General features: G+C 69.5%; 30 protein-coding genes and 1 tRNA gene. 20 read left to right on the top strand and 11 right to left on the bottom strand.

The genetic code is table 11. The features are described 5' to 3' along the window. Positions 1–237 precede the first annotated feature (237 nt). Positions 238–1,689: an ATP-binding protein gene (locus ACH4E7_RS39265; protein ID WP_396253995.1), complete on the top strand. Its 1,452-nt coding sequence runs from the start codon at positions 238–240 to the stop codon at positions 1,687–1,689. Between the two features lie 237 nt (positions 1,690–1,926). Here the strand turns inward: ACH4E7_RS39265 and ACH4E7_RS39270 are convergent, their stop codons facing one another. Together ACH4E7_RS39270 and ACH4E7_RS39275 are read right to left on the bottom strand one after the other, a co-directional pair. Beyond that, positions 1,927–2,475: a hypothetical protein gene (locus ACH4E7_RS39270; RefSeq protein WP_396253996.1), complete on the bottom strand. Its 549-nt coding sequence runs from the start codon at positions 2,473–2,475 to the stop codon at positions 1,927–1,929. Between the two features lie 289 nt (positions 2,476–2,764). Beyond that, on the bottom strand, positions 2,765–3,520 hold the full coding sequence (locus tag ACH4E7_RS39275) for a GntR family transcriptional regulator (protein ID WP_396253997.1): 756 nt from the start codon (positions 3,518–3,520) through the stop codon (positions 2,765–2,767). A gap of 80 nt (positions 3,521–3,600) precedes the next feature. Here ACH4E7_RS39275 and ACH4E7_RS39280 point away from each other — a divergent pair, with 80 nt between their 5' ends. From ACH4E7_RS39280 to ACH4E7_RS39295, 4 genes are all read left to right on the top strand, one after another. Next, positions 3,601–3,900, top strand: a complete 300-nt coding sequence (locus ACH4E7_RS39280) for a hypothetical protein (protein WP_396253998.1) — start codon at positions 3,601–3,603, stop codon at positions 3,898–3,900. A 156-nt stretch (positions 3,901–4,056) separates the two neighbouring features. Further along, positions 4,057–4,767, top strand: coding sequence for a GntR family transcriptional regulator (locus tag ACH4E7_RS39285; RefSeq protein ID WP_396253999.1), 711 nt, complete (start codon positions 4,057–4,059; stop codon positions 4,765–4,767). After that, on the top strand, positions 4,764–5,180 hold the full coding sequence (locus ACH4E7_RS39290; RefSeq protein ID WP_396254000.1) for an ATP-binding protein: 417 nt from the start codon (positions 4,764–4,766) through the stop codon (positions 5,178–5,180). Before ACH4E7_RS39285 ends, ACH4E7_RS39290 begins: the two co-directional genes overlap by 4 nt. Further along, entirely contained in the window at positions 5,177–5,551 is a 375-nt protein-coding gene (locus ACH4E7_RS39295) for a hypothetical protein (protein WP_396254001.1), read from the top strand. The genes ACH4E7_RS39290 and ACH4E7_RS39295 overlap by 4 nt, the downstream gene beginning before the upstream one ends. 203 nt (positions 5,552–5,754) lie before the next feature. On the opposite strand, the gene ACH4E7_RS39300 is transcribed toward ACH4E7_RS39295, so the two are convergent. Both ACH4E7_RS39300 and ACH4E7_RS39305 read right to left on the bottom strand, forming a co-directional pair. Then, on the bottom strand, positions 5,755–6,513 hold the full coding sequence (locus ACH4E7_RS39300) for a glycosyltransferase family 2 protein (protein WP_396254002.1): 759 nt from the start codon (positions 6,511–6,513) through the stop codon (positions 5,755–5,757). A gap of 5 nt (positions 6,514–6,518) precedes the next feature. Next, on the bottom strand, positions 6,519–7,307 hold the full coding sequence (locus tag ACH4E7_RS39305) for a GntR family transcriptional regulator (protein ID WP_396254003.1): 789 nt from the start codon (positions 7,305–7,307) through the stop codon (positions 6,519–6,521). 185 nt (positions 7,308–7,492) lie between these two features. Between ACH4E7_RS39305 and ACH4E7_RS39310 the strand changes: the two genes are divergently transcribed. From ACH4E7_RS39310 to ACH4E7_RS39360, 11 genes are all read left to right on the top strand, one after another. After that, the gene (locus ACH4E7_RS39310) at positions 7,493–7,867 is read left to right on the top strand and encodes a hypothetical protein (RefSeq protein WP_396254004.1); all 375 of its coding nucleotides are present in this window, start codon (positions 7,493–7,495) and stop codon (positions 7,865–7,867) included. 86 nt (positions 7,868–7,953) lie between these two features. Then, positions 7,954–8,253 (top strand): hypothetical protein, encoded by a 300-nt coding sequence (locus ACH4E7_RS39315; protein WP_396254005.1) that lies wholly within the window; start codon positions 7,954–7,956, stop codon positions 8,251–8,253. Then, positions 8,250–9,539 (top strand): hypothetical protein, encoded by a 1,290-nt coding sequence (locus tag ACH4E7_RS39320; protein WP_396254006.1) that lies wholly within the window; start codon positions 8,250–8,252, stop codon positions 9,537–9,539. The genes ACH4E7_RS39315 and ACH4E7_RS39320 overlap by 4 nt, the downstream gene beginning before the upstream one ends. Before the next feature lie 32 nt (positions 9,540–9,571). After that, the gene (locus ACH4E7_RS39325) at positions 9,572–9,892 is read left to right on the top strand and encodes a hypothetical protein (RefSeq protein ID WP_396254007.1); all 321 of its coding nucleotides are present in this window, start codon (positions 9,572–9,574) and stop codon (positions 9,890–9,892) included. A gap of 88 nt (positions 9,893–9,980) precedes the next feature. Continuing rightward, positions 9,981–12,194, top strand: coding sequence for a cell division protein FtsK (locus tag ACH4E7_RS39330; protein ID WP_396254008.1), 2,214 nt, complete (start codon positions 9,981–9,983; stop codon positions 12,192–12,194). Positions 12,195–12,330: 136 nt separating this feature from the next. Next, the gene (locus tag ACH4E7_RS39335; RefSeq protein WP_396254009.1) at positions 12,331–12,582 is read left to right on the top strand and encodes a hypothetical protein; all 252 of its coding nucleotides are present in this window, start codon (positions 12,331–12,333) and stop codon (positions 12,580–12,582) included. A 24-nt stretch (positions 12,583–12,606) separates the two neighbouring features. Next, complete coding sequence (locus tag ACH4E7_RS39340) at positions 12,607–12,789, top strand: hypothetical protein (protein ID WP_396254010.1); 183 nt, start codon at positions 12,607–12,609, stop codon at positions 12,787–12,789. Between the two features lie 153 nt (positions 12,790–12,942). Beyond that, complete coding sequence (locus ACH4E7_RS39345) at positions 12,943–13,836, top strand: bifunctional DNA primase/polymerase (RefSeq protein ID WP_396254011.1); 894 nt, start codon at positions 12,943–12,945, stop codon at positions 13,834–13,836. After that, positions 13,833–14,840, top strand: coding sequence for an AAA family ATPase (locus ACH4E7_RS39350; protein ID WP_396254012.1), 1,008 nt, complete (start codon positions 13,833–13,835; stop codon positions 14,838–14,840). The genes ACH4E7_RS39345 and ACH4E7_RS39350 overlap by 4 nt, the downstream gene beginning before the upstream one ends. Further along, positions 14,837–15,199, top strand: coding sequence for a helix-turn-helix domain-containing protein (locus ACH4E7_RS39355; protein WP_396254013.1), 363 nt, complete (start codon positions 14,837–14,839; stop codon positions 15,197–15,199). The genes ACH4E7_RS39350 and ACH4E7_RS39355 overlap by 4 nt, the downstream gene beginning before the upstream one ends. Before the next feature lie 15 nt (positions 15,200–15,214). After that, complete coding sequence (locus ACH4E7_RS39360; RefSeq protein ID WP_396254014.1) at positions 15,215–16,753, top strand: LacI family DNA-binding transcriptional regulator; 1,539 nt, start codon at positions 15,215–15,217, stop codon at positions 16,751–16,753. Positions 16,754–16,765: 12 nt separating this feature from the next. Here ACH4E7_RS39360 and ACH4E7_RS39365 read toward each other — a convergent pair whose 3' ends face one another. The 4 genes from ACH4E7_RS39365 to ACH4E7_RS39380 all read right to left on the bottom strand — a co-directional run bounded on the left by ACH4E7_RS39365 (position 16,766) and on the right by ACH4E7_RS39380 (position 18,943). Further along, on the bottom strand, positions 16,766–16,969 hold the full coding sequence (locus ACH4E7_RS39365; protein ID WP_396254015.1) for a hypothetical protein: 204 nt from the start codon (positions 16,967–16,969) through the stop codon (positions 16,766–16,768). A 120-nt stretch (positions 16,970–17,089) separates the two neighbouring features. Further along, positions 17,090–17,163: transfer RNA gene (locus ACH4E7_RS39370), tRNA-Pro, on the bottom strand. Positions 17,164–17,263: 100 nt separating this feature from the next. After that, positions 17,264–18,208, bottom strand: coding sequence for a metallophosphoesterase (locus tag ACH4E7_RS39375; protein WP_396254016.1), 945 nt, complete (start codon positions 18,206–18,208; stop codon positions 17,264–17,266). Between the two features lie 24 nt (positions 18,209–18,232). Beyond that, on the bottom strand, positions 18,233–18,943 hold the full coding sequence (locus ACH4E7_RS39380; protein WP_396254017.1) for a CGNR zinc finger domain-containing protein: 711 nt from the start codon (positions 18,941–18,943) through the stop codon (positions 18,233–18,235). A gap of 102 nt (positions 18,944–19,045) precedes the next feature. Between ACH4E7_RS39380 and ACH4E7_RS39385 the strand changes: the two genes are divergently transcribed. Further along, positions 19,046–19,498: a GatB/YqeY domain-containing protein gene (locus ACH4E7_RS39385; protein WP_396254018.1), complete on the top strand. Its 453-nt coding sequence runs from the start codon at positions 19,046–19,048 to the stop codon at positions 19,496–19,498. A gap of 146 nt (positions 19,499–19,644) precedes the next feature. Here the strand turns inward: ACH4E7_RS39385 and ACH4E7_RS39390 are convergent, their stop codons facing one another. Next, complete coding sequence (locus ACH4E7_RS39390) at positions 19,645–21,969, bottom strand: transglycosylase domain-containing protein (protein WP_396254019.1); 2,325 nt, start codon at positions 21,967–21,969, stop codon at positions 19,645–19,647. A 424-nt stretch (positions 21,970–22,393) separates the two neighbouring features. Here ACH4E7_RS39390 and ACH4E7_RS39395 point away from each other — a divergent pair, with 424 nt between their 5' ends. Further along, complete coding sequence (locus ACH4E7_RS39395) at positions 22,394–22,717, top strand: WhiB family transcriptional regulator (RefSeq protein ID WP_195911063.1); 324 nt, start codon at positions 22,394–22,396, stop codon at positions 22,715–22,717. 75 nt (positions 22,718–22,792) lie between these two features. Here the strand turns inward: ACH4E7_RS39395 and ACH4E7_RS39400 are convergent, their stop codons facing one another. Both ACH4E7_RS39400 and ACH4E7_RS39405 read right to left on the bottom strand, forming a co-directional pair. Next, a complete protein-coding gene (locus tag ACH4E7_RS39400; protein ID WP_396254020.1) occupies positions 22,793–23,962 on the bottom strand; it encodes an ArsA family ATPase in 1,170 nt (389 codons plus the stop codon). Then, the gene (locus ACH4E7_RS39405) at positions 23,959–25,032 is read right to left on the bottom strand and encodes an ArsA-related P-loop ATPase (RefSeq protein ID WP_396254021.1); all 1,074 of its coding nucleotides are present in this window, start codon (positions 25,030–25,032) and stop codon (positions 23,959–23,961) included. The genes ACH4E7_RS39400 and ACH4E7_RS39405 overlap by 4 nt, the downstream gene beginning before the upstream one ends. A 327-nt stretch (positions 25,033–25,359) precedes the next feature. Here ACH4E7_RS39405 and ACH4E7_RS39410 point away from each other — a divergent pair, with 327 nt between their 5' ends. After that, complete coding sequence (locus ACH4E7_RS39410) at positions 25,360–25,518, top strand: DUF4177 domain-containing protein (protein ID WP_094743074.1); 159 nt, start codon at positions 25,360–25,362, stop codon at positions 25,516–25,518. After that, on the top strand, positions 25,515–25,982 hold the full coding sequence (locus ACH4E7_RS39415) for a RidA family protein (protein ID WP_396254022.1): 468 nt from the start codon (positions 25,515–25,517) through the stop codon (positions 25,980–25,982). Before ACH4E7_RS39410 ends, ACH4E7_RS39415 begins: the two co-directional genes overlap by 4 nt. Positions 25,983–25,984: the final 2 nt, after the last annotated feature.

Consider the following 25,984-nt stretch of genomic DNA (forward strand, 5'->3'; position numbering starts at 1 on the left):
TCCGCTGCCTAATCAGACGGGCTTGGACCCTCTACCGCTGGGATACCCGGCCTCGAAGCCCCCGCATCCGATGACCTACTGGCGGACGCCCTAAGCTGACTCACTCGCGCCCACCAGCACTCATGCCATTCTCGTCAGCCCACTGATCCCCGGATCCTGCTCGGCGATGATGATCCGCCTTCAGAAGGTGGGCCAATCTTGGGGACACCTCAGGTGGCGCTGTGGAAGAATCCTGCCATGTCGATCCAGGTACTGCCGGTCACCGCCAGCGACGTCGCTAAGATCCTTCGCCTCGAAGAGAGCCATTTCGCAGACCTGAAGGCCATCGAGATCTCCCCATCCAAGCTCACTAAGGCAATTTCAGCCTTTGCAAACGCCGATGGCGGAGAGCTCTACATTGGAATCGACGAGCTCGACAAGGCCAACAATATTCGAGCATGGCGCGGGTTTTCCGATACCGAGTCGGCGAATCCGCACATTCTAGTCTTCGACGGCCTTTTTCCGCTAGGCCAAGAATTCTCTTACGAATTCCTCCAAGCCCCGCAGGGGAACGCCGGCCTAGTGCTTCACGTATCCATCCAGAAGACCCGCCAGGTAATGAAGGCATCCGACGGGAAGGCGTACGTGCGGCGAGGGGCGCAGAGCATCCCATATACATCCGCAGAGCAACTCATTCGCCTGAGTCGCAACAAAGGAATCACCTCCTTTGAGACCGAGACGGTTGCGGCCCCACTCGATCTGATCACAAATTCTGAAGTAATAATCAGATTCATGCTCGATGTCGTCCCGAGCGCCGAACCGTCCGCCTGGCTCAGAAAGCAGCTTCTCACGCATGAGAATAAGCCGACTGTTGCCGCCTTGCTCCTCTTTGCCGACGAGCCTCAGGTCGCACTCCCCAAGCGCTCGGCAATCAAGCTGTACCGGCACAAGACAACTGACGAGCAGGGCGCCCGCGAGAATCTGGCCTTCGATCCAATTACGATCGAAGGCTGCCTGTATGATCAAATCCATGAGGCGGTAGAGCGAACCGTGGAGATCATCGAACAGGTTCGCATCCTGGGTCCGGACGGCTTGGAGTCAATCTCCTATCCGTTCGAAACCCTGCATGAGATTATCACGAACGCGGTTATTCACAGAGACTACGGAATCGCCGACGATGTCCACGTAAGGGTCTTCGACAATCGTGTGGAAGTCGAAAGTCCCGGGTCGCTTCCGGCCCACATCACCGTTCAAAACATTCTCTCCGAGCGCTTCTCGCGCAACGGAACCATCGTGCGCCTCATTAACAAATTCCCCAACCCGCCGAACAAGGATGTCGGGGAGGGGCTAAACACTGCCTTTGCGGCAATGAAGAAGCTGCAGCTGAAGGACCCGGTCATCAAGCAGACCGACAACTCGGTGCTAGTTGAGATCCGACACCAGAAGCTCGGGACGCCGGAAGAGCTCATCATGGAATTGCTTGATGCTCACGAAGAGATTACGAACAAGCAAGTCCGCGAGATCACTGGAATCGGATCCGAGAACAAGGTAAAGAGCATCTTTTTGAGGCTCGCAGGCGCCCATCAGATCGAGCGCGTCCCGGGCAAGGGCGGCGGGTCAGCCGCATGGCGGAAGTACACAGGAACTGGCGCAGCGGTTCAAGTATCGGATGAGAAGCCCGAGAATCCGGGCCCTCAAGCTCTGTTCTGAGCAATTGTGCTGAGGCGGAGCACCAGCTGGAGCCGCCCGTCACCAGCCACGGCCGGTAGTGGCCTGCACCCACACCTCTGCCGTCGGCCGCCGTGCGTGGCCGGCCGCCGCCGAAGCGGGGCGAAGACAGGAGTGCCAGCGAGCGGCAAGGCCGCGCGCTGGCGCGCTGTGCGCGCCCTTGGACCACCCGTAGAGAAGGCTTTTACGCATGGCTGTCTGCGGCGGCGGTGCCTGCCATTAGGAGTGGTTGCCGTTCGAGCCGCCCCGCGGGGGCGGCAACAACAGGTCACGCTCCGGGTGGCTTTCGCCGGTGACGTTGCCCTGGACACCGAGATCCTGGCGGGCGGCGTCGTGGAACTCGTTGATGGCGCCAAAGACGGCGCGGTTGCGGGTGCGCCACTCGTCAAGAGTGCCGTGGACCTTGCCGCCGGCCTGCCAGTCGACTTCGAGGGCTGCCGCGTTGAGCCGGTGCGCAGCCTCTACGACCTCGTCGCCGCCGAGGAGCATGATGCGCTCGAAGGCTCGGCCGCGCTGCCAGTTGGCCTCCGCCAGCTCCGTGGTGAGCTCGTGCTCGCCCTTGTTGCTCGCGTGGATGCCTTCCTTGTGCTCGTAGAGGTGGACGGCGAGGAAGACGCACGACCTGATCCTGTCGATGTAGCCCTCGTACGCGTGGAGCTTCTTCTCGTCCCACCGGGTCAGCAGCTCGTGTTGTTTCCGCCTCCGTTCCATCGCGTGGTTGGTGAGGTGCGTCGTCAGCGCGCCCACGAGGACGGCTGCGATCGTCACAATCTGCTCGGCCGCGGCCAAGTCGCCCCCCAAGACATGAAGTTCTCTTGATGTCTTGAGGATTCTAGGAGTTGGACGGGACGCATGGCCCTGTCAACGGCTGACTTGCTGCATGTCCGTTGGTGCGCGCTGTAGGTATGCAGGCTGAAACATTGGGGCGCTGTGTCAGCTGGCCTGGGAGTATCCGGGGCGGGTGCGTGACGCTGTGACAGCTGTGACGACCGCGCCTGATGTTTCAGCCGGACCTGAGGCAGAGGCGATCCCGCTGCGTGCGGAAGTCCGCGGCCGCTCAGGGGGTGATGGGTACCTCGTAGACCAGTTCGCAGAGGGTGGCGGGGAGAACGATGTCGGCCGTCTCGACCGCGCGGCCGTCGTCGGCGACGTACGTGCGCCGGATGTGGGTGACGAGGGAGCCGCGCTGTACACCGAGGAGGGAGGCTTCCTCGTCGCTCACCTGCCGGGGCTCGGGCTGTTCGGTGAAGTGGCTGACCGTGATGCCGATTTCTGCCATGCGGCCGACCACGCCGGCGCCGGCGAGCGGGCCGCCCTCGGGCAGGACGATGATCGTGCCCGCGGTGAGGTTGTAGGGCTCCCAACTGGTAGACAGCTGGATCGGCTTGCCGTCGGCGAAGTACTCGTAGGACGTGCGCACGCAGAGGTCGCCTTCTGCGATGCCGAGGCGGGCTGCAATGTCCGCCGGCGCCGGGACCTTGGCGTCGGTGCGGCTCTCCCAGGTTCCCCGCCGGCCGAGGCTGGTCATGTCGGCCTGGAAGGGTGAACCTCCGCGGTCTTCGCGTGCTCGGGAGCGGACCAGCCGAAGTCGCTGGCGCGGCTCGGCGACGAACGTGCCTGAGCCCGCGCGGCCTTCCAAAGCGCCCTGGAGGATGAGGAGTTCCTGCGCGCGGCGCACGACGTTGTCGCCTACGCCGAGCTCGCGCGCGAGCTGAGCGCGCGAGGGCAGGCGGTCGCCCGGTGCCCATTCCCCGCTGGCGACGCGCTCTTGCAGGGCGTCTGCGATGCGCAGGTACGGAGGTTGCTCACGCATATGGAAAATCTAGTCCACTAGGTCTAATCTAGTTAACTAGCTTCGCTGTGAGTGGCCAAGGGGCTACGGAGGGGTGTCCTGTGTCCTCGTGCGATCAGGCACGTGCTGACGGCATCACTGCTGGTCTCCTGGCCCTCGGGCTCGATCCGCAGATGAAGGATCACGGCAATCACGCCTGCATAGAGACGGAGGTGCCGGACTCGACAACGGCCGAGTCGTGGGGAGTTCTCCTGGCGTTGCTGGAGACGGCCGACCAGTTCGGACTTGTCAGCAGCGCCAGCCGCGGCCTGATCGCATGGGCCGCCGTCCGCATGGATGCGCCCGCGACGGACGATGCAGTCGCCGTCGCGGGGCAGTGCCGTCAGCTGTATGGGAGCTGATCAGCGTGTTCGACCTTATCCGCCCCGCCCCGACGTGGGCCAGACGTCAGCTCGTTGCGTATTCGAGCTGTCGTGCCCCGGCCCCGCCCCCGTACCGCAGCTCCACCGATGACAACCGGAGGTGGTGAGCGCGCCATGGCTGTCCGATACACACGCGTGGCCGAGGACCTCCGGCGCCGAATCGGCTCCGGGGCGCTCGCGGCCGGCAGCAAGCTGCCCCCGGAAAGTGAGCTTGCCGCGACCTACGAAGTCGGCTTGCCGACTCTGCGTCGGGCTCTGGACGAGCTCCAGTCCGAGGGGCTGATCGAGAAGTTCCATGGCAATGGGAACTTCGTTCGCCGTCCGGTCCAGCCGATCACTTACGCCGGTGGGTGCCACTCACAGGACGCACCAGCGGCTTACCCGCCTTCGCTGCGGATCGAGGTCACCGTGACCGAGGTCAGGGCAGCGGGCGAGCTCCAGTCGTTGCTCCGGGTCCGCGCCAAGACTCCGGTGGTCGAGCGTGTCTACCTCAGCGCGCAGGCCGGTCGCCCGTGCGGTCTGGCGCGCGTTTACGTGCCGCGTGCGCTGGACGCTCCTCTCCCGGAAGCTCCGTGGTCGCCCTGGGGTGACGACGTCCGCGCGCATCTGATCGCGCGCGGCATCCAGTGTGCGGCGACTGCCGAGCGCGTCACTGCGCGCTTTCCGAGCTCCGAAGAGGCCGATGCGCTTCGCATCGTTGCCCGAAATCCCGTCCTGGCGATCGAGCGTACGTCGGTCGATAGCGCCGGTCGCGTGGTGATGGGCGTGTTGCTGGTGCTCCCCAGTGACCGAGCCGAGGCGGTCTTCTCGACCGGCGGGCCAGAACTGACGGGGGTCGGGAAGTGACGAGGCTCATCGGAACGTCTCAGGCTTGGTTGTCTCGTCATCGGAAGTCCGCTGGTGCCGCTCGGATTCTGCTCCGGGAGTTTCTGGCCGGCGTCGATGGCAGCCAACCGTTCCTGGAAAGCGGCGAGTTGGTCCTATCCGAGCTGGTCAGCAATGCCGTGCAACACGCGCGGGTGCCGGGTCGTCTGATCTTCGTCCGATTCGAGATGGAGCCCGGACTGCTGCGCATCGAGGTTCACGACGCCAGCCAGCGGATTCCGACGATGCGCACGACGGGCGATGAGGACGAGTCCGGCCGCGGGCTGCGGCTGGTTGACCAGCTCGCGAAGGAGTGGGGCGTGCGCCCCCGTGAGGGTGGTGTGGGCAAGTCGGTCTGGGCGTTGGTTGCCCCGGCGGACGGGGGCGCGCTGTGAGCACGGACCAGACCGCGCAGCATCAGCGAGAGGCCGAGGAGGACACGCCAGTGTTCAGCATGAACGACGGAGAGATCAAGGCACTTGGCCCGGTCGTGGCCTCGATCGACGGCATCATGCCCGAGGCGGAGTTCTTCAGGCTCCCCGACGCGCTTGCGGCGCTGCACAGGGAGATCGAGCAGCTGACGGTGTGGGCATGGCACCGGGACTTCATTGAGTGCGGCCTCGGGCGGCCAGGTGCGGCGGAGTTCATCGCGGGTCAGGTGCGGTGCACGGGCAGCTGGACGCTGGCGCTCTACGTCGGCGACCTGTTGGAGCCGGCCGAGCCCCACATGATCAGGATCCGCCCGGCCTGTACGGCGCCGAAGTGAACGCGCAGGCCTCTGCCCAGCCCAGCGCACGCGTCTGACGGATTTCGAGCAGGCAGGGGAAGTGCAGCCGCTCCGGGCCGATCGTGCGCGGAGGCCGGCCAGGCCACCCCATCCCTGAGGTACTGACTACGGATGAGCCCGGACACCTCTCCGTCCTGGAGAGGTGTCCGGGCTCTTGCCGTTCCGGCCGCGAGACGAAATGCTCAGGCCCCGGCGGGGTACTGCCACGCCAGGCCCGCAAGCAGCTCCGCCCTGGCTTCGATGACCGTCATCCGGGCCTCGCGCTCGGCGCTGTCGACGTGGGCGGCCTGGCTGGTCACCTGGCCGGGCCACTTTCGGTAGTGCAGGCCAACCTCCGGGGAGAACCAGCCACGGCTCACCGCGCTGAGTGCGAGGAGAAGACCGGTGTCCTCGGAGGCGGGGAGGGCCATCCAGGCGCCAAGGGCGAGCAGCAGGTCGCGCCGGATGCAGAGCGTCGCTGGGTGGACCTGGGCGCGGTAGTCGTGAGCCTTCCAGTGGTCCAGGACGGCATCGCGCTCGATGGGGCCAGCGGGCGGGTCCTGGTCGAAGCCGACGAACGAGCCGTCTGGGAGCAGGTCAAGGACTCGGGAGGTCGTCCAGCCGATCTCGGGGTTCGAGGTGAGCGCGGCGATATCGCGGGCGAGGGCGCCGGGGGCCAGCATGTCGTCGGCGTCCAGCACCTTGACGTACTCGCCCTCGGCCCGCGCCAGCGCCATGGTCCGGGCCATGCCCGCACCGCCAGGTCGGCCTTGGCGGAAGCTGATCCGGATGTCGTCGGGGACGTAGGGGGTGACCTGGTCGCTCCTGCCGTCTTCCTGGATCAGCCAGAGCCAGTCCCAGCCTTCTGGCAGTTCCTGCTCGCAGAGTGACTTGTAGGCGTCCGGCAGGAAGTGCGCGGCCGGCGGGTGGACGGCGGTGACGATGATGATGCGCCGCTGCACGGCCCTCACCACCTTTCCAGTCGAGTGGTGAAGGTCAGCTCGGTGCGGTCGCCTGGGAGGGTGACGTCAGCGATGTCCACGACGCGCCCCTTGACGTCGAAGGACGTCTTTCGCAGGACCAGGACGGCGGTGCCGGGCGGCAACTCCAGTTCCTCGGTCTCCTCGGCCGTCGGTGGCCGCGCGGTGACGCGCTCGACGATCCGGTCGACCTCGATGCCGACCGTGTGGAGCTGGTTCTGCGTCCCGCCGGGCCAGGGCTCCTTTGTGGCGTCCAGAAGGTCGGGGTTGCCCGCGATCATGTCGTGGACCAGGTACGAACGGGTGAGATTGAAGGGAGCTGTCTCCGTGCGATAGCGCGTATGGAAGACGCGTTCCAGCAGAGTCGTTCCTTCTGTCACTCCGAAGGCGGCCGCCCACGTGGCGTCCGCGGGGATCTGCCGGTACTCGGCAGTGAAGACCAGGTCGTCCAGCTCCAGGCCGGTGTCGCGCTCGGTCGCGCCGGTCTGCTGACGCTCCGCCAGCGAGCTGCGCGCGCGGTCCTTCTCCCACTGGTGTCGGTCGTTGCTGCGCTGTACGAGCTTGCGTGCCTTGCGGACGAAGGTGCCGCGACCGTGCTGCTTCTCGATCAGTCCTTCGGCCTGGAGGAGGGCCAGGGCCTGGCGGACGGTCGGGAGGCTCTTGCCGTACTGCCCGACGAGGCTCGTCTCCGCCGGCAGCCGGTCGCCGGGCTTCAGTTCGCCTGCCCGGATGAGCTGGCGGAGGTCGTCCGCGATGCGCTCATACGCCTTCGCCATGTGATCACCGTCCTGGTCGTCTAGCGGAAACCAGCATACAAGTCCTCAAGAGGACTTGACGAGTTGGGGTGACGTGGCTCATAGTCATTTGCAACTCCTTAAGAGGACCTGAGGACAGGATCTCTTAAGGAGTTGCGGGCGGCCGGGCATGACCGGACCCGCTTCCGAGCCCGAGAGGGGGGCCAATGCAACTCGCAATCGGTGACGTCGTCCGCGACCGGAGCGACATGACGCTGGGCACGGTGGCCGGTGCCGCCGACCAGGCTGACGGCAGCGTCGTGGTGATCCAGCTCTCCGGCGGGGAGCTGCGCCAGGTCCAGCGGTACGACCTGGAGCTGGTGGGCCGCCGGCCCGAGTCGAAGACGGCCGGCGGGAGTGTGGCGTCGTGGGGCGTCCACGGTCTCGCCTTCACTGCGGCGACGCTCGGCGGTGGCGCCGAGCTGGCCTCCGGCGGCGGCTGGCTGCTGGCCTTCCTGGTCGGCCTCGGCTCCTCCTCTGCCGTCATGACGGCCGTTCAGGCTGTGCAGCGGATGGCTGCCCCGCGGCGTATCCACGTCTGAGTAATCCGTCGCCAGCGGTGGCGGTCGACGGGTCAAGGAAGCCCGCCGCCCTGGCTCTCTCCATCCCTTCCAGGAGCAGGAGAAGCATGCGCACTTCGTTACACGGTCGACAGGCCGACAAGGCCGAGGAGTTCGAAGAGCAGGCCGGTCGGGTGTCGGAAGGCGAGCAACTGCCGGAGTTTCTCCGTGATTTGTTCGTCGGCCGGGCGGGCGAATCCGACGTTGAGCGCGTTGTTCGCGTGGACGCTGCCCGGGGCATTCTGGCGGACCTCCGCGAGGACGCGCCTGAGCTGGTCGCGTACGCCGCGGAGCTGCTGCTGGATGTCGCCACGCTCGTGACACGCTCCGCCGACTACCGGTCGTTCCGGCCGGGGACGGCCGCATGAGCCGGCCGACCGTCTACAGTCCGCGGGCCGCACGGCAGTTGGATGCGGTCGCTGTGGAGCTCGCGCGGGCGCAGGCCGGGCGGGAGCGGGCCGAGGCCGATGCCGTGGCGCAGAGCGCGCGCATGGCCGCCGAGCGGGAGCGCCAGGCGGCGTTGGCCGAGTTGCGGGCGGTCGCGGAGGCCGAGCGCGAGCGGCGCAGGGCGCGGCGGCGCTCCGGGCGGGCACGAAGGTGGGCCGACCGCCGGGAAACCCTGGCCGGCCGTGCGGCGCTGCTGGCCACTCTGGCGGTGATCGTGCTGTTCGTGGTGGTGGCGCTGCCGGCACAGATCAGCTTTCTCGCTCAGCGCTGGTCGCTGCCGATGGCGCTGGCTGGCGGAAGCGCGCTGGAGTCCCTGACGTGGGTCTTCGCACTGCAAGGCCGGGTGCGGGACGAGCGCGGCCTGTCCGCGGCGGTGCACCATGCGGGCATCTGGGCCGCGGCCCTGGTCGCCGCGGGCGTCAATCTCACCCACGGCGCGCAGATGTGGGGGATCGGCTTCGCGGTCGTGGCCGCGTGCGGCTCGCTCGCCGCGCCGATCACCTGGCACATGTACTTGCACTCGCAGCGGGAGGGCGTCAGCGACCCGTGCCAGGCACGGCGCGACCGCCGGCGGAGGCGCCATCACCGCAAGGTGGCGCAGACCGCGAGGTGGCTGGCCAGCGCGCTGCCTTCGGAGCTGGCGTCGGACGAGTTGTGGGCGCTGGCCTGGCGCGCGGTGCACGGTGCCGAGCCCGGGGTTACTGCGGACCTGCTCGGCGCGCACGCCAAGGCGTCAGCGGCGGTGGCGAAGTACCTGTGCCCGGGGGACCGGGCCGACGTGGACCTGCTCGCCCAGCCTGCCGCCGGTCGGCCTGCGCTGTGGATGACCGATGCGCGGGCCGCCGTGGAAGCCGGCTTCGCCGCTGCCCGCCCGGTCGCCGAACTCCTGCGGGCCGACGCCAACGGCTCTGCACCGGCAGTGCCGCCAGCGGGGCGTACAACCCCGTACAGCCAGCTCAGGGGCCGTACAAGCGCAAAGCGCACACCCCGTACAACCTCCGTACCGGCCGCGCCGGACGACGCCGCGATGGAAGCGAAGCGCCGTGCGGCACGGGCAGCGATCCGGCGCACGCTCGCCGACGGCCGCGTTCCCTCGCCGACCGAGATCGGGCGGACATACGGCATGTCCCCCGAGTGGGGTGCCAAGCAGATCCGGACCGTCCGGACGGAACGGCAGCCCGCCCCCGTCGGCGCGACCGACAAGTGACCGAGTCATCCCCAACCTGAATGGACTGTGCGATGAACCTCATCGTGACGTACGTGCACGCCTCTCCCGAGATCACGGTCACCGGGAAGCGACAGGCCGACGGTTGCCCCGTTCTGAGGCTGGCGACCGCGACGGGCGAGATCGACATCTTCGGCCCGAGCCCGAAGTTTGACGGTCCCGCCGCGCACCTCGCGTTCGCGGAGGCGCTGGTCAGCGCGGCGCACACGTTCCTGGAGCTGGCCCGGGACTACGCCGCCGGGGCACAGCCGTGGCAGCTGGACAGGCCGGGCGGAGCCGAGCCGGAGAACGTTCCGGACGTCGCCGCAGAAGCCGACACGGCGCGCTCGCTCTGAGACGCCGACGAACTCCCGGGACACGCCCCGCCTGGCAGCACAGCGCGTCCCGGGTCCCCTTCACCACCGACGTGAGGAAGGATCCACAGTGAACCACGACGACGAAAGCGACGACGCGCGCGAGCTGTTCGCGCGCCTCGAAGCCGAGTTGAACGCCGACCGCGACGGCAGCCCGGCCGGCCTCGGCCAGGGCGGGCCCCAGCGTGAGCGGCACAGCACCGAACCTGCCCCGGCCGCCAACCAGGGCAGCCCAGAGACGGACTCGGTATACGAAGGCGCACATGCCGCGCCGGTCGACAAGCCGGCGCCCGCCGGTCCCGGGTGGCTGGAGCGCGTTCAGGCAGAGAAACGCCGACCGGTGGTCCCGGCCTGGCTCCGGAGCAAAGCCGAGTTTCAGGCAGCGGCTCGCTGGACGGTGGGCCACTACGCCCACACGATTGGCTTCCACGCGGCCCGCCTGCCGGCCTATGCGGGCAAGCTCGCGGTGCGCTCGCCCCGCGGTGCGGCCCGTGCGATGCGGGAGTTCCGTCGGTGGACGCGCGACCTCGAAGGCGAGCCGATCCGCGCGTACGCCGTCGCCACCGAGGACGCCGAGCTGTACCTGAAGCTGACCCGTCAACGTGACCGGCGGGTCGCCGCGCGCGGCTGGCTCATCGTCCTGTACGCCCTGACCGCCGCTGCGCTCGTCCCGCTGCTGGTGCTGAGCACTCCCGGTTGGATCCAACTGGCACTCGTCGCCGCCGTTGTGCTCGGCCTCGGCGCAGCAGGGGCACCGGCCGATCAGCCGCTGATCTCCCGCGCGGTGGTTGCGGCGACGGTGCAGCGACTGACCTCCGAGATGGTGGAACGGGCGCTGTCCGTGCTGGCCATCAGCGGTATGACCCAGTACCTCTCCAAGGGCGGCCGGGTGGAGTTCACGGCCCCGATCACCCGCGACGGGCCCGGTTGGCGCGCCGACGTCCAGCTCCCGCCCGGAGTCACGGTCGGCGAGGTGATGGAGAAGCGCGACAAGCTGGCCTCCGGTCTGCGCCGGCCGCTGGGTTGCGTGTGGCCGGAGCCGATGGCGGGCGAGCACCCGGGCATGATGGCGCTCTGGGTTGGCGACCAGGACATGAACAAGACGCGCCAGCCGGAGTGGCCGCTGCTCAAGGCCGGGACCGTGGATCTGTTCAAGGCGGTTGGCTTCGCCACCGACCAGCGCGGACGCTGGGTCGACGTCACCCTGATGTACGTCGCGGGCGTCATCGGCGCCATCCCGCGCATGGGCAAGACCTTCCTGCTGCGCCTGCTCCTGCTGATCGCGGCCCTGGACCCGCGCGCCGAGCTGCACACCTACGACCTCAAGGGCACCGGAGACCTGGACCCGGTCGGGGAGAAGGTCTCGCACCGTCACCGGGCCGGCGAGGACGACGAGGACATCAAGTACGCCCTGGAGGACATGCGCGCGATCCGCGAGGAACTGCGCCGTCGCGCCAAGGTGATCCGCTCCCTTCCACGAGACATCTGCCCCGAGTCCAAGGTCACCAGCGAACTGGCCGACAAGAAGTCGCTGGGGCTGCACCCGATCGTCATCGGCGTGGACGAGTGCCAGAAGTGGTTTGAACACCAGCTCTACGGGCGTGAGTTGGAGGAGATCTGCACGGACCTCGTCAAGCGCGGTCCGGCGACCGGCATCGTTCTCCTGCTCGCCACACAGCGCCCGGACGCCAAGTCGCTGCCGACCGGCATCAGCGCCAACGCCTCCGTCCGGCTGTGCCTCAAGGTCATGGGCCAGCTGGAGAACGACATGGTCCTGGGCACCAGCTCCTACCGCAACGGCATCCGGGCCACCACGTTCGCCTGGGCGGACAAGGGCATCGCCTACTTCGTCGGCGAAGGCGCGGACGCCCGGATCGTGCGGGCCGTCAACATCGACGCCCCCACGGCCGAAGCCATCGCCACCCGTGCCCGAGCGGTGTGCGAGCGGGCCGGCCTGCTCACCGGATACGCCGCCGGCAAGGACAGCACGCCGGCCGACGGGCCGTCCTACGACCTGCTGGCGGACATCCTCGCCGTTGTCCCGGCCGCCGAGGCGAAGGTGTGGTCGGAGACCGTCGTCGCCCGGCTCGCGGAGCTCCGCTCGGAGGTCTACGCCGGGTGGGCGCCCGACCAGCTGACAGCCGCCCTCAAACCGCACGGCATCAGCACTGGCCAGGTCTGGGGCACCGCCGAGGACGGTAAGGGCGCCAACCGGCGCGGCATCACCCGCTCTCACGTCGTCGCCGCTGCTACGAAGCGTGATCAGAAGCGCGATGCGGCCTGACCGCCGTCGGCGCTAGGTCTAGCACCGGCACCCGCTAGACCTAGCGCCCCCGCTAGCACGCTCAAACCGTCCTGAACAGGGATCTATCGCCTAGCGCCCCGCGTCTCGGGGCGCCCGTAAACACCAGGGAGGACGCATGTCCAGCGCCCTGCTGACCGCTAGCCCCGTCCTGCTATTCATCACGCTGGGTTATGCACTGCTCTGTGCGGCCAGCCCGTTCGGCGACTGCCGTAAGTGCCGTGGCTTCGGCTTCCACCTCAAGTACGACCGCCGTGGCCGGCCCTGCCGGGGGAAGCACTGCCGCCGCTGCGACGGCATCGGCAAGCGCATCCGCGTCGGACGCCACCTCTACAACCTCGCACGCCGCCTGTGGGCCGGCGCCCGCTGACGTCCTCACGAAGGGAATCCGGCCGTGGCCGTCACCATCTCCACCGCTCTGATCTTCTTCGCCATCACCGCGGTCCTTGTCTGGGCCAAGCGAGTCAGCATCCTCGCCGCCGCCGCGGTCTGGCTCTCGGGCTTCACCGCCGCCGCGACCGTGGTGGCGAGCCCCATCCACGCCCTGCTCACCGCGCTCACCACGGCTGGCCGCTGAGCCACCAGACGACTCGGCGACAGCCGACGCCCGACTGGCCAGCAGTAATGCCGGTTGTCGACGCGTCAGCCAAACCCGGGGCAGCGGACGACGGATCAGGAAGCCCGCTGCCCCGGCCTCCATCCCATCCAGGAATAAGGAGGTGCTCCAAGGATGCACCACACCACCCCCTCCCCGCTGCTGCGGGCTGCATTCACGGCCATCGAACGCGGTTGGCACGTCTTCCCGCTGGTGCCTGGCGAGAAGCGTCCGGCGGTCAAGTCCTGGGAGTCGCGCGCCACGATCGACCGCCGGCGTGCCGCCCGGTGCTGGACCGCGGGCCGCTACAACGTCGGTGTCGCCACGGGTCCCTCCCGGCTGGTGGTCATCGACCTGGACGTGCCCAAGCACAGCCAGGACCGGCCGCCGGCCGGGACACCGGCCGGAGTGGCTGACGGCCGGGACGCCCTTGCTCACCTCGCCGAGCAAACGGGAGAGCCGTTCCCGGGTGAGACCCACACCGTTCGAACCCGCCGCGGGCTCCACCTCTACTTCGCGGCCCCCGCAGGTGTGGAGCTGCGGAACACCGCCTCGGTTCTCGGGTGGAAGGTCGACACCCGGGCCTGTGGCGGCTACGTGGTCGGCGCCGGCAGCACGGTGGACGGCAGCCGCTACCTGGTGCTCCGCGACGAAGAACCCGCGCCGCTGCCGGACTGGATCCGCGAGCTCCTCGTACCAGCATCTCTGCCGCCGCAGGTGCACGTCACCACCAAGCTGACCGCCAGCGACCGCCACCGCGCCTACCTGGACGCTGCGGAGGGACGTGAGCTGGAGCGCGTCACCAGCGCCCGCCCGGGGCAGCGGAACCGGGCCCTGTACCTCGCCTCCGTGGCGCTGGGGCAGCTCGTGGCCGGTGGCGAGCTGTCCGCCTCCGAGGTCGCCGAGCGGCTCGTCTCGACTGCTCTGGCGAAGGGGCTGGCCGAGCGGGAAGCCCGAGCCACCGTCGCCTCGGGCTTCCGCGCCGGGGCCAAGCGTCCCCGTACGGTCGCGCGGAGGTGGGCGGCGTGAGCGAGTCCTCGTACATCTCGGTAGTCGGCTCGCCGGAACCCCTGCCGTTGCAGCCCACGCAGCAGCGCATCCGTACCGCTTGGACCGCCGACGAGCTGATGGCGGCGCAGTTCCCTGAGCCGCGCTGGGCGGTGCCCGGCATCATCTCGGAGGGGGTCAACCTCCTCGCCGGGCCGCCCAAGGTCGGCAAGTCGTGGCTCTCGCTCGGCCTGGCGCTCTCGGTCGCCGCCGGCGGCCAGGCCCTTGAGCGGGTCCGGGTGGACTCCGGTCCGGTGCTGTACCTGGCGTTGGAGGACACCGCGCGCCGCCTGCAGACCCGGATGCGCAAGATCCTCGGTACCGCTCCGGCGCCGTCCACGCTGACGCTCGCCACCTCCTGCCCCGCGCTGCCGCAGGGCGGAAGCGAGGCCATCGCGCAGTGGGTCGAGCGCCACCCGGACGCCCGGATGGTCATCATCGACGTCTTCGCGAAGATGCGCGGACCGTCCATGCCCGGTGCCTCCGCCTACGACGCGGATTACGCGGCTGTGGGGCACGCCAAGCGGATCGCCGACCACTACGGCATCGCGATCGTGCTCGTCCACCACGTCCGCAAGGCCGGCTCGGACGACTTCCTCGCCGAGGTCTCGGGCACCAACGGCCTGGCCGGTGCCGCCGACGCGACCCTGGTCCTCAAGCGCGCCCGGGGTCAGGCCGACGGGGTCCTTCACGTCACCGGCCGCGACGTGGACGAGACCGAGTACGCGCTCCGCTTCCACCCGGAGGCGGGTGCCTGGCAGCTCCTCGAAGGCACCGCTGCCGACCACACCATCGGGGACACCCGCGCCGCGATCCTGCGCTACGTGCGTGCCAACCCGGGGGCCAGGCCGAAGCAGATCACCGAGGGGACTGGCCTGGAGCCGGCCCTCGTCCGGCAGACCTGCTCGCGCATGGCCAACGACGCTCAGCTCTTGAGGCGGGCCGGCGGTTACGTCGTCCCGGACGAGAACGGGGGACAGGGATGACCAGTCACAGCCGTCACAGTGTCACACCCGTCACGCCCGAAGCGCTGTACCGCCCGGATCAGGTCGCCGCGATGCTCGGGCGCTCGGAGTGGTGGGTCAAGGACCAGGCCAGAAAGACCCTCATCCCGTACTGCCGGGTCGGCAACAGCTACAGGTTCACGGCCGAGCACCTGGCCGAGATCGTCAAGCTTCTCGAAGTGCGCCCGCAGGTGAGCCCGCCCCTGGTCGCCGTCGACCCGCAGCCGGCGCGCTCGGCCTGTCCTGTCGGCCCTGAGCGGGCTGCCGTGCCGCAGACGCGCCTCAAGGCGCGGCCGCCGCGTCGGCGTCTGCGTGAGCTCCAGACGGCCGCGGTTGCGTAGGGGGAGGGAACAGCAATGGGGTTCGGAGAGAAGCGCGGCGACTACTACCGCGGCAGGTACTGGCTGGCGCCGGGCAAGCTCGCCACCGTGGCCGACGAGAACGGTGCCACGATCCGGTTCCGCACCAAGCGGGAGGCGGCCAAAGCAGCCAACGACAAGGAGGCTTTGGTCCGTGCCGGGACGCTGCCGCCGGCGCCCAAGCCCGCGCCGGAACCGCAGTCCGTGCCGACGCTGCTCACCTTCGGCGAGTACGCCAGCTCCTGGTACGGCGAGCAGGACCTGGCCGCCTCGACCATGCAGAACTACAAGCGACACATCGAGCAGCACCTGCTCCCCGAGTTCGAGTCGGTTCCGATCGTGGAGATGACGCGAGCCCGGATCGAGGGGTGGGCCAAGGCGGAGCGGGAGCGCGGCTACGCGGTGAGCAGCATCAAGACCTGGCGCAGCACGCTGCACCTGGTCCTCGGGGATGCGGTGGAGGACGGAATTCGAGACTCGAACCCGGCGGCCAGGCGGCGAGGCCGGGGGAAGCGTGCCGGCCGGTCGCGCAATCGCGGCCCCGAGAAGGTAGTGACCGACGCTCTTGGGAGCCTGCTGATCGGCGAGCGCGCCTCCCTGCTCTCCGGACGGGACGACGAGTTCGTTGCGGTGGTCTCCAAGGGGTTCACCGGCAAGCGGTGGGGCGAGCTGGTTGGACTGGAAACGGAGTACGTCCGGCCCGCGAGCGTGCGGATCGAGTGGCAGCTGTACGAGCTGGACAACGGGGAGCTTCACCGCTGCCCGCCCAAGGACGACTCGTACCGCACGATCGACACCCCGCCTTTCCTCTCGGCCCTGCTGGCCAGGCAGATCGAGCGGAACCAGCCGAAGCCCTGCGCTTGCCACGGGCGAACCTACGTCTTCAGCGGCCACGGAGCCGCCAACGGCGCGGCTCGCCGCAGCGGCGTGAAGCTCGTCGACGTCGCCCGGCGTGCAGGGGTCTCCACCGGCACCGTGTCGAACGTGCTGAACCGGCCCGAGACTGTGCCGGAGGTCAACCGGCTGCGCGTCACCAAGGCCATCGCCGATCTCGGCTACCTCCGCAACGGCGCCGGCGGGGAGAACGCGGCGCACTGGAGGCGGAGCGGCTTCGCACAGTGGCTGTTCCAGCCCGCAGCGACGGGCTGGTACCCGAAGAAGTCCCCTCAGTCGGAGCACCCGGTTTCGGTGCTGGCTGAGCCCTGGCCAGGTGTCCCAGCCCGGGGACGCGGCGCGGCTGCGCGCGCGGAGGTGTGCTGGCTGCCGATCGCCCGAGGACTCACGCCGCACGGCTTGCGCCACTCGCACAAGGTGATGCTGGACTGGCTGAAGACGCCGAAGGTGCTGACCGACGAGCGGATGGGCCACCTCGACGGCTCTGTCGGGGCCCGCTACTCCCACGTCACGCAGGAGATGCGCGACGAACTGATGGAGGGCCTGACTCGGATCTGGGAGGAAGCGCTCGCCGCCCGCCGGCGGCTGTCTCCCCGCTCGCCGGTGGCCGTCCTCGACGCGCTGCTGAGGGACGGCCAGTAGCCCGGCGCCTTCTCAGCCCGCTACGAGCACTGAGATGACCTCGAACACGACCCACGCCAAGAACAGCGCCGGCAGGATCGCGATGCTGAGGAACACATAAGCGGCTCGTTTGGCGACATGCGTGCCGTGCTCCCGCAGCGCAGCAAAGCAGACCAGCGCTACCGCGATCACCGGTACCGACCAGAACACTACGAACGAACCGTCTGGCATCTCCACCCCCTGGCTGTGGGAGCGGGATTCCTTGATCCACTCCCCAGCTCACTCCCCGTCGGGCCTGAAACGCAGTCAGGGCCGGTCTCCCTTGCGGGAGACCGGCCCTGAGCTGGTCTTACTGGGTCGGGGTGGCGGGATTTGAACCCACGGCCTCTTCGTCCCGAACGAAGCGCGCTACCAAGCTGCGCCACACCCCGGTCCTGCGGTTTGTCGCTCTGTCTCCTTCGCGACGAGTAGAACTCTACCGGACGCTCGCCGAGACACGAAATCCGGTTTCGTGCGGGCGTCCGGTGCTGGTCAGCGGGGTGCCGGGGTGAGGGTGAGGAGGGTGGCCTCGGGCGGGCAGGCGAAGCGGATCGGGGTGTAGCGGTTGGTGCCGCAGCCGGCCGAGACGTGGAGGTAGGAGCGGTGGCCGCCGGCCTGGTGGGTGGAGAGTCCCTTGACCCGGCGGGTGTCGAGGTCGCAGTTGGTGACCAGGGCGCCGTAGAAGGGGATGCAGAGCTGGCCGCCGTGGGTGTGGCCGGCCAGGATCAGCGGGTAGCGGTCGGCGGTGAAGGCGTCGAGGACGCGCAGGTAGGGCGCGTGGACGACGGCGAGGGAGAGGTCGGCGTCGGCGGAGGGGCCGCCGGCGACCTCGGAGTAGCGGTCGCGGCGGATGTGCGGGTCGTCGAGGCCGGTGAACTCCAGGTCGAGGCCGGCGACGGCGAGGCGGCCGCGGGTGTTGGTGAGGTCGAGCCAGCCGGCCGCGTCGAAGCCGTCGCGGAGCTTCTCCCAGGGGTTGTGGACGGCGCCGCTGATGCCGCGGTTGGCGGTGCCGTCGGGGTTGTTCATGCCGTGGATGCCGCTGCGCATGGCCTGGAGGTAGCGGGCCGGGTTCTTGCGGGCCGGGCCGTAGTAGTCGTTGGAGCCGAAGACGTAGACGCCGGGGAACTCCATGAGCGGCCCGAGCGCGTCGAGGGTGGCGGGGACGCCGAGCGGGTCGGAGAGGTTGTCGCCGGTGTTGACCACCAGGTCGGGGCGCAGGCCGGCCAGGCTCTTCAGCCAGCGCTGCTTCTTGCCCTGTCCGCTCACCATGTGGATGTCGGACACCTGCAGGATCCGGATGGGCCTGGCACCGCGGGGCAGGACGGGGACCTCGACCCGGCGGAGCCGGAAGGCACGTACCTCGTACCCGACGGAGTAGGCGAGACAGGCGGCGCCGGCGGCGGCGAAGCCGAGCGGAACGGAGTACAGCGGTCGCATCAGCCCATGCTCTCAGACGGTGGATCAGCTGGTGAACGTGCGGTGGCCCGGTGCGGGAACGGGCTCCCGGGAGGGAATCGGGGACGGAACGGGGGGCGGAACCGGGGCGGCGGCCGGGGCCGGTTCCTCGGACTCCCGCCGGGCGCGCAGGGCCCGGACCTTGTTGCGGTTGCCGCACCGCTCCATCGAGCACCAGCGCCGCCGTCCGGGTCGCGAGGTGTCGACGAACAGCAGCCGGCAGTCGTGCGCCCCGCACTCGCGGATCCGTTCCGCGTACGGGCCGGTGAGCAGGGCGATCGCGTCCCGGGCGAGGGTGGAGACCAGCTGCGCCCCGTCGGCGGGCAGCGGGGCCGCCGCGGTGCCGTCCGGGGCGATCTGGGGGACGAGCGACGGGTGGGCCGCGGCCCGGTTGAGGACGGTGTGGTCCTCGGCGGTGCCGTCCTCGCCGTGGGCGCGGGCGGCGGCCAGGCGCCAGAGGGCGTCGCGGAGGGTGCGGGCGGCGGCGAGCTGCTCGGCGGAGATCCGTACGGCGTCGGCGGGCAGTCGCAGCCGGGACTGCGGGAGCCAGTCGGCGAGGTCGGAGGGCCGGTGCAGTACCTCGTACCGGGCGTAGTCGCCGGGGCCGCCGGTGGGGAGCAGTTCGAGGCAGAGGGCGCCGGGGTCGAAGAGGAAGCGGCTGCCGCCGGGGGTGGTGAGGACCAGGCCGGTCGCCGGCTCCCGCTCTCCATGGGTCATGTAACCAGGATAAATGGTTACAGAGCGTGCCGGGACACTGCTCCCGCTCCGCGCCCGGTTAATGGCGAGCGACCGAACGTCGCAGGTGGAAGACTCATGCCCATGACCACGCTCAAGGCGCAGCTGCAGGAGGACCTCACGGCTGCCATCAAGGACCGGGACGAGCTGCGTTCGTCCACCATCCGGCTCACGCTGGCCGCCGTCACCGCCGAGGAGGTGGCGGGCAAGGCGAAGCGAGAGCTGTCCGACGCCGAGGTGCTCAAGGTGATCACCCGCGAGGCGAAGAAGCGCCGGGAGGCGGCCGAGGCCTTCGAGAAGGGCGGTCGGGCCGGCCAGGCCGAGCGCGAGCGCGCCGAGGGCGAGCTGCTGGCCGGGTACCTGCCGAAGCAGCTCTCCGACGAGGAGCTGACCGCGATCGTGGCCGCCGCCGTGGCCGAGAGCGGGGCGAGCGGCCCGCAGGCGATGGGTGCCGTGATGAAGCTGGTCAAGCCGAAGGTGGACGGCCTCGCCGAGGGCGGCCGGGTCGCCGCCGCCGTGAAGGCCGCCCTGGCCTGAGCGCCGTAGGCGCAGGGCCCCGGAACACGCCGTAGGCGCGGAGCCCCGGAACACGCCGTAGCCGCAGGGCCCGGAACACGCCGAAGGGGCGCCCCCCGGAAGAACCGGAGGGCGCCCCTTCGCTGTGCGGTCACGCGGACGGCCCGTCAGCCGTTGCCGCCGCCGTGCTTGCCGCCGTTGCCGTTCCCGTTGCCGCCGCCGATGAGGCCCGGCGGGAGGGTGAACCCTCCCCCTATCACCCCACCGGGGTTGCCGTTGCCCGGAGGCGGCGGCGGGTTCCCGGCCGGCGGCTGCGGCTGGGTGTTCGGGTCGGCCGGCGGGGTGGCGTTCGCCGGGGGCGTGGCCGGCTGCGGGTCCGGGATGTTGGTGGTCTGGATCGGCTCCAGGGGCGTGCCCTTGAGTGCCTGGTTCATCGCCATCTGCCAGATCGGGCCGGGGCCCGTCGCGCCGAACACCTCGTCGAAGTGCTTGCCGCCGATGTTGATGTTCTTCATCTTGACGCCGCCGGCCGGGCCGCCGAGCCAGACCGCGGTGGCCAGCGACGGGGTGTAGCCGTCGAACCAGGCGGCCCTCTTCTCGTCGGTGGTACCGGTCTTACCGGCGATCTTGCGGCCGTCGTCCAGGCCGAGGGCGGCCGCGGTGCCCTTCTCGGTCACGTTGAGCAGGACGGCGTTGAGCGAGTCCGCGGTCTGCTCGGAGAAGGCCTGGCTGCACTGGGACTGCGGGACCTTGAGTTCCTTGCCGTCCACCGTGGTGATCTTGTTGATCGCGACCGGGGTGCAGTACTTGCCGCGGGCGGCGAAGGTCGCGTAGACGTTCGCCATGGTCAGCGGGGAGAGCTCCAGGGTGCCCAGGACCATCGAGGGCACCTCCTGGAACTGGTCGCCCTTGGCGGACTGGGTGATGCCCAGCTTGTTCGCCATCTGCTTCATCGAGCAGAGGCCGACCTGCTGCTCCATCTGCACGAAGTAGGTGTTGACCGAGCGGGCCATGGCCTCCTTGAGCTCGTAGGGGCCGACCTCGCTGTCCTGCTCGTTCTTGACCGTGGCCTTGGGCTTGTCGGTGTTCTTCCAGGTACCCGAGCAGGTGGTCATCTGCGGGTATTCGATCTTGTTCTGGGACGGGAACGCCTGGGTGTTCGACATGCCCGACTCCAGCGCCGCCGCGGCGAGGATCGGCTTGAAGGTCGAACCGGTCTGGAAGCCGTTGCCGCCGCCCATCGAGGCGTCGACGTTCAGGTTGACGACGGTCTGGTTCTTGTTCTGGTCCAGGCCGTACGGGCGGGTCTGGGCCATCGCCAGGATCTTGCCGGTGCCGGGCTCCATCATGGTCGCCGCGGCCGACACCTGGTCCGTCACGTTGACGTTCTTGGTGACGGCGTTCTGGGCGGCGGCCTGCTTGTCCGGGTCCAGCGTGGTGTAGATGTTCAGACCGCCGGTGTCCCAGAGCTTCTTGCGCTCCTCGGCGGACTTGCCGAAGGCCGGGTCCTGCTTGACCACGTGGCGGACGTAGTCGCAGAAGAAGCCCATGCCGGCCTGGGCGGTGATGCAGCCGTTCTGCGGGTCCTTGAACTTCAGGCCCAGGGGGGCGGCCTTCGCCTCCTTCGCCTGGTCGGCGGTGATGTGCTTGTTCTCCAGCATCTTGTCGATGACGACGTTGCGACGCTTGACCGTGTTGTCGGGGTAGCGCACCGGGTCGTAGGACGACGGGTTCTGCACTATCCCGGCGAGGGTGGCGGCCTCGGCGACGGTCAGGTCCTTGTTGCTCTTGCTGAAGTAGCGCTGGGACGCGGCCTCGACCCCGTAGGCCTGGTGGCCGTAGAAGGTGATGTTGAGGTAGTTGGTGAGGATCTGATCCTTGGTCAGGTCCTCCTCCAGCTTGATCGCGACCTTGAGCTCCTGGATCTTGCGACCCAGGGTCTTGCGCTGGGCCTCCAGGACGGCCGCCTGGTCGTCGCCGGCCTTCTCCACGTTGACGTTCTTCACGTACTGCTGGGTCAGCGTGGAGGCGCCCTGGGAGGCGGTGCCGCTCTCCGCGTTCTTGCCGACCGCGCGCAGGACGCCCTTGAGGTCGACGGCGCCGTGCTCGTAGAAGCGGGCGTCCTCGATGTCGACCTGGGCGTGCCGCATGAGGGGTGACATCTGATCGGCGGTCAGGACGGTGCGGTCGCGCTCGTAGACCTTGGCGATCAGACCGCCCTTGGCGTCGAAGATCTGGGTCGCCTGAGTGAGCGGCGGGGTCTTGAAGTCGTCGGGGATGTTGTCGAAGCTCTCCGCCGTGTCCTTGGCGGTCAGCCCGATGGCGCCGACGGCGGGCAGGGTGAGGCCTGCCAGCAGGACTCCGGAGAGCACGCTGACGCCCAGGAACTTCACGCCGTTGCCGACGTGGTCCAACGGTGATCCGCTGCTCTTACGGCGCGGAGCTCCGGTGTTGCCTGGGGGCTGGGGTGCCTGTGGGCGCTTCGGTGCCATGGGGAGAACCCTACGTCCCCGAATCCCGCACATAGGGGCAGGTGTTCGCCTAGGCTTGTCACAAGCTTGCGACAGCTGCGGTGCGTCAACATCATTCACTCTTGTGAGTGGGAAGACTTGCCCGAATTGCCCGTTCTCGTCCGGGTTCTGGGGCGGCTGTGGCCTGCTGTGTTCGAGTGAACGGTAGCGCTCCGTGACTACGTCTGTGGCGAGAGTGGGGGCGCTGAACTTGGCAAGGCTTGCGACCTGCGATCACTCCAACGAGTGAGCTGGCCGATACCCATAGTCCAATCGGGTCATTCGAGATTGAGCCCGACGGGGCTGTTGCAAGCTGCCGTTCTTCCGTAACGTCCTCAACTGGCAACGGTGAATATGCCGTTGCCGCCGTGGGGGAGCCTCGAATACGGGAGAGGACGGCGCCGGCATGGGCTGGGTTGACGACTGGAGTGCGCAGGCCGCCTGCCGCACGAGTGATCCGGACGAACTGTTCGTCCAGGGGGCGGCACAGAACCGCGCGAAGGCGGTGTGCAGCGGTTGCCCCGTCCGCACGGAATGTCTTGCGGACGCTCTGGACAACCGGGTGGAGTTCGGTGTGTGGGGCGGGATGACGGAGCGCGAGCGGCGGGCGCTGCTGCGCCGTCGCCCGACGGTCATCTCGTGGCGGAAGCTGCTGGAGACGGCCCGCACCGAGTACGAGGAGTCCCTCGCGACCGGCGTGATACTGACGGACTACGCCCAGGCGGGCTGAGTCCGGCCGAAGCCGGACGGACCGCACCGAGTCGGACCGCACCGAGCCGGACCGCGCCGGGCGCCCCCGGGGTGGCTACGCCGCGCCGCTCAGCCGGTCCCCGATGGTCCGCAGCCCGTCCAGGTCGTGCACGTCGCCCGGCAGCGCCGGGACCTCGACGATCGGCACGTCCGGGTACACCGACACGAAGCGGTCGCGGGTGCGGCGCTCCCGCCCCATGATCTGCATCCGCTCGGCGTGCAGCCGCAGCAATCCGGCCGCGAGCAGCTCCGCCTCCGGTGAGGAGTGCTCCGAGCCGTTCTCCTCCAGGGCCTCGGCAGCCGCCAGCGCCCGCTCCGCGGTGAGCTGCGGTGCGCCCGTGCTGTGCACCCGGTTGAGCACCAGCCCGGCCAACGGCATCCGGTCCGCGGCGAGCCGGTCCACGAAGTACGCCGCCTCGCGCAGCGCGTCCCGCTCCGGTGCGGCCACCACCAGGAACGCCGTGCCCGGCGCCTTGAGCAACTGGTAGGTGCGGTCGGCGCGCTCGCGGAAGCCGCCGAACATCGAGTCCATCGCGCTGACGAAGGTCTGCACGTCGGTGAGCAGCTGGGCGCCGAAGATCTTGCCCAGGGTCCCGGTGAGCAGGCCCATTCCGGCGTTGAGGAACCTCATCGCGCTGCGGCCGCCGACCTTGGCCGGCGCGGTCAGGATCCGGATCACCCGGCCGTCCAGGAAGGACCCGAGCCGGTTGGGCGCGTCCAGGAAGTCCAGCGCCGAGCGGGACGGCGGGGTGTCCACGACGATCAGGTCCCACTCCTCGGCGGCGCGCAGCTGCCCGAGCTTCTCCATCGCCATGTACTCCTGCGTGCCCGCGAAGCCGGCCGACAGGGACTGGTAGAACGGGTTCTCCATGATCGTCCGGGCCCGCTCGGGCTCGGCGTGGGCCAGCACGACCTCGTCGAAGGTCCGCTTCATGTCGAGCATCATGGCCTGGAGTTCTCCGTCGCCGGTGACGCCCTTGACCACCCGGGGGGTGTTGTCGAGTTCGGTCAGGCCCATCGACTGGGCCAGTCGCCGGGCCGGGTCGATGGTCAGCACCACGACCTTGCGGCCGCGCTCGGCGGCCCGCAGGCCGATCGCCGCGGCGGTGGTGGTCTTGCCGACGCCGCCGGAGCCGCAGCAGACGATGATCCTGGTCTTCGGGTCGTCGATCAGCTCGTCCACCGCGAGCCGCCTTCCGGTGCCTTGTACCCCGTTGCCGTTCATGCCGCCCCCTGCCGCCTCAGTTCGCCCGCCAGCCGGTACAGCCCGCCGAGGTCCACGCCCTCGCCGAGCAGCGGGAGTTCGTACGTCGGGAGCCGTAGCTGCTGCAGGTCGGCGCGCTGCTCGCGTTCCAGCTCGACCCGCTCGGCGTGCTCCCGGGCCTGCTCCAGCAGCGGGTCGAGCAACGGGTCCACCGCGGCGCGGACCGTCTCCGGCTTGCGCGAGCGGCCGCCCAGCCCGGCCTCGCCGAGGGCCAGCGCCACCTCCTCGCGGTGGTTCCCGCCCACCGCGGCCACCGCCGCCGCGTCCAGCACCGGCGGCCGGACCATGTTGACCATCACGCCGCCCACCGGGAGCTTCGCCTCGCGCAGCTCCGCGATGCCGTCGACCGTCTCCTGCACCGGCATCTCCTCCAGCAGGGTGACCAGGTGCACCGCGGTCTCCGGCGACTTCAGCACCCGCATCACGGCCTGCGCCTGGGTGTGTATGGGGCCGATCCGGGCCAGCCCGGCGACCTCGGAGTTCACGTTCAGGAAGCGGGTGATCCGCCCGGTCGGCGGGGCGTCCATGACCACCGCGTCGTACCGGCGCCGCCCGTCCGGGCCCTTGCGGCGGGCCGCCTCGCAGGCCTTGCCGGTAAGCAGCACGTCCCGCACGCCGGGGGCGATGGTGGTGGCGAAATCGACGAAGCCGATCTTCTGCAGCGCCTTGCCGGCCCGGCCGAGCTTGTAGAACATCTCCAGGTACTCGAGCAGCGCCTGCTCGGTGTCGATCGCCAGCGCGAAGACCTCGCCGGGCGCGCCCTCCCCGGCGGGCAGCCCGAGCTGGGGACGGGCGACCGAGGCGATCCGGCGTTCCTCGTACGGCAGTGCGGCGATGCCGAACAGTTCGGCGATGCCCTGCCGCCCCTCGACCTCGATCAGCAGCACCCGTCCGCCGTCGGCGGCCAGCGCCAGTGCCAGCGCGGCGGCCAGCGTGGTCTTCCCGGTGCCGCCCTTGCCGCTGACCACGTGCAGCCGGACACCCTCCCAGTCGGGGTCGCGCCGGGCCGCCTGGCCGGGGGTGCGTGCCACGCTCCGTCTCCGTCCGTCTCCGTCCTACGGGCCTCCTCTCCGACGAGGATGCCCCTGTGACGAGGGTGCCCCTACCGACGGAGGTGCCCCTCATGAGGGTGCCCTCTCGCGAGGGTAACCAGGGTCCACGCCCGATGCCCGGAGCACCTGGGGTACAGGGACTGAATCATGCCCCCTTTGTGCCCCACCTCACACGCCGCCCGATAGGACCTGTCCCGCGAGCGGGCCCGGGCTCGCGCCGCCGGGGCCGCGACCTGATCCGACCCGGCCCGCCGGACAGGCCCGGTGCGGCGGCGATCGCCGGGACGGCTCGTCTAGAGTCTGGCCATGACCAAGTGGGAATACATGACGGCACCCCTGCTCGTGCACGCCACCAAGCAGATCCTGGACAACTTCGGCGAGGACGGCTGGGAGCTCGTCCAGGTCGTGCCCGGCCCCAACCCGGAGCAGCTGGTGGCCTACTTCAAGCGGGAGAAGAACGCATGAGCGCGGTCGAGTCGAAGCTCGCTGAGCTGGGTCTGACCCTGCCGCCGGTGGCCGCCCCGGTCGCCGCGTACGTGCCGGCCGTGCAGTCCGGTGAGTTCGTGTTCACCTCCGGCCAGCTGCCGGTCGTCGGCGGCAAGCTGCTGAACACCGGCAAGGTCGGCGCCGAGGTGTCCGCGGAGGAGGCCAAGGAGCTCGCGCAGACCTGCGCGCTGAACGCCCTGGCCGCCGTGAAGTCGGTGATCGGCGACCTGGACCGGGTCGAGCAGGTCGTGAAGGTGGTCGGCTTCGTCGCCTCCGCCCCCGACTTCACCGGCCAGCCCGCCGTGATCAACGGTGCCAGCGAGCTGCTCGGCCGGGTGCTGGGCGAGGCCGGTGTGCACGCCCGCAGCGCGGTCGGCGTCGCGGTGCTGCCGCTGGACGCCCCGGTCGAGGTCGAGATCCAGGTGCGCGTCAAGAGCGCCTGAGT

Origin of the sequence: Kitasatospora sp. NPDC018058, from assembly GCF_044327205.1 — a bacterium.
GTDB lineage: Bacteria > Actinomycetota > Actinomycetes > Streptomycetales > Streptomycetaceae > Kitasatospora.

Coding starts and splice junctions, on each gene's coding strand:
- ACH4E7_RS39345 (WP_396254011.1), top strand. CDS start 12,943: ATGCACCACACCACCCCCTCCCCGCTGCTGCGGGCTGCATTCACGGCC.
- ACH4E7_RS39390 (WP_396254019.1), bottom strand. CDS start 21,969: ATGGCACCGAAGCGCCCACAGGCACCCCAGCCCCCAGGCAACACCGGA.
- ACH4E7_RS39310 (WP_396254004.1), top strand. CDS start 7,493: ATGCAACTCGCAATCGGTGACGTCGTCCGCGACCGGAGCGACATGACG.
- ACH4E7_RS39415 (WP_396254022.1), top strand. CDS start 25,515: ATGAGCGCGGTCGAGTCGAAGCTCGCTGAGCTGGGTCTGACCCTGCCG.
- ACH4E7_RS39380 (WP_396254017.1), bottom strand. CDS start 18,943: ATGACCCATGGAGAGCGGGAGCCGGCGACCGGCCTGGTCCTCACCACC.
- ACH4E7_RS39385 (WP_396254018.1), top strand. CDS start 19,046: ATGACCACGCTCAAGGCGCAGCTGCAGGAGGACCTCACGGCTGCCATC.
- ACH4E7_RS39375 (WP_396254016.1), bottom strand. CDS start 18,208: ATGCGACCGCTGTACTCCGTTCCGCTCGGCTTCGCCGCCGCCGGCGCC.
- ACH4E7_RS39360 (WP_396254014.1), top strand. CDS start 15,215: ATGGGGTTCGGAGAGAAGCGCGGCGACTACTACCGCGGCAGGTACTGG.
- ACH4E7_RS39315 (WP_396254005.1), top strand. CDS start 7,954: ATGCGCACTTCGTTACACGGTCGACAGGCCGACAAGGCCGAGGAGTTC.
- ACH4E7_RS39335 (WP_396254009.1), top strand. CDS start 12,331: ATGTCCAGCGCCCTGCTGACCGCTAGCCCCGTCCTGCTATTCATCACG.
- ACH4E7_RS39410 (WP_094743074.1), top strand. CDS start 25,360: ATGACCAAGTGGGAATACATGACGGCACCCCTGCTCGTGCACGCCACC.
- ACH4E7_RS39305 (WP_396254003.1), bottom strand. CDS start 7,307: ATGGCGAAGGCGTATGAGCGCATCGCGGACGACCTCCGCCAGCTCATC.
- ACH4E7_RS39395 (WP_195911063.1), top strand. CDS start 22,394: ATGGGCTGGGTTGACGACTGGAGTGCGCAGGCCGCCTGCCGCACGAGT.
- ACH4E7_RS39320 (WP_396254006.1), top strand. CDS start 8,250: ATGAGCCGGCCGACCGTCTACAGTCCGCGGGCCGCACGGCAGTTGGAT.
- ACH4E7_RS39275 (WP_396253997.1), bottom strand. CDS start 3,520: ATGCGTGAGCAACCTCCGTACCTGCGCATCGCAGACGCCCTGCAAGAG.
- ACH4E7_RS39325 (WP_396254007.1), top strand. CDS start 9,572: ATGAACCTCATCGTGACGTACGTGCACGCCTCTCCCGAGATCACGGTC.
- ACH4E7_RS39265 (WP_396253995.1), top strand. CDS start 238: ATGTCGATCCAGGTACTGCCGGTCACCGCCAGCGACGTCGCTAAGATC.
- ACH4E7_RS39400 (WP_396254020.1), bottom strand. CDS start 23,962: ATGAACGGCAACGGGGTACAAGGCACCGGAAGGCGGCTCGCGGTGGAC.
- ACH4E7_RS39355 (WP_396254013.1), top strand. CDS start 14,837: ATGACCAGTCACAGCCGTCACAGTGTCACACCCGTCACGCCCGAAGCG.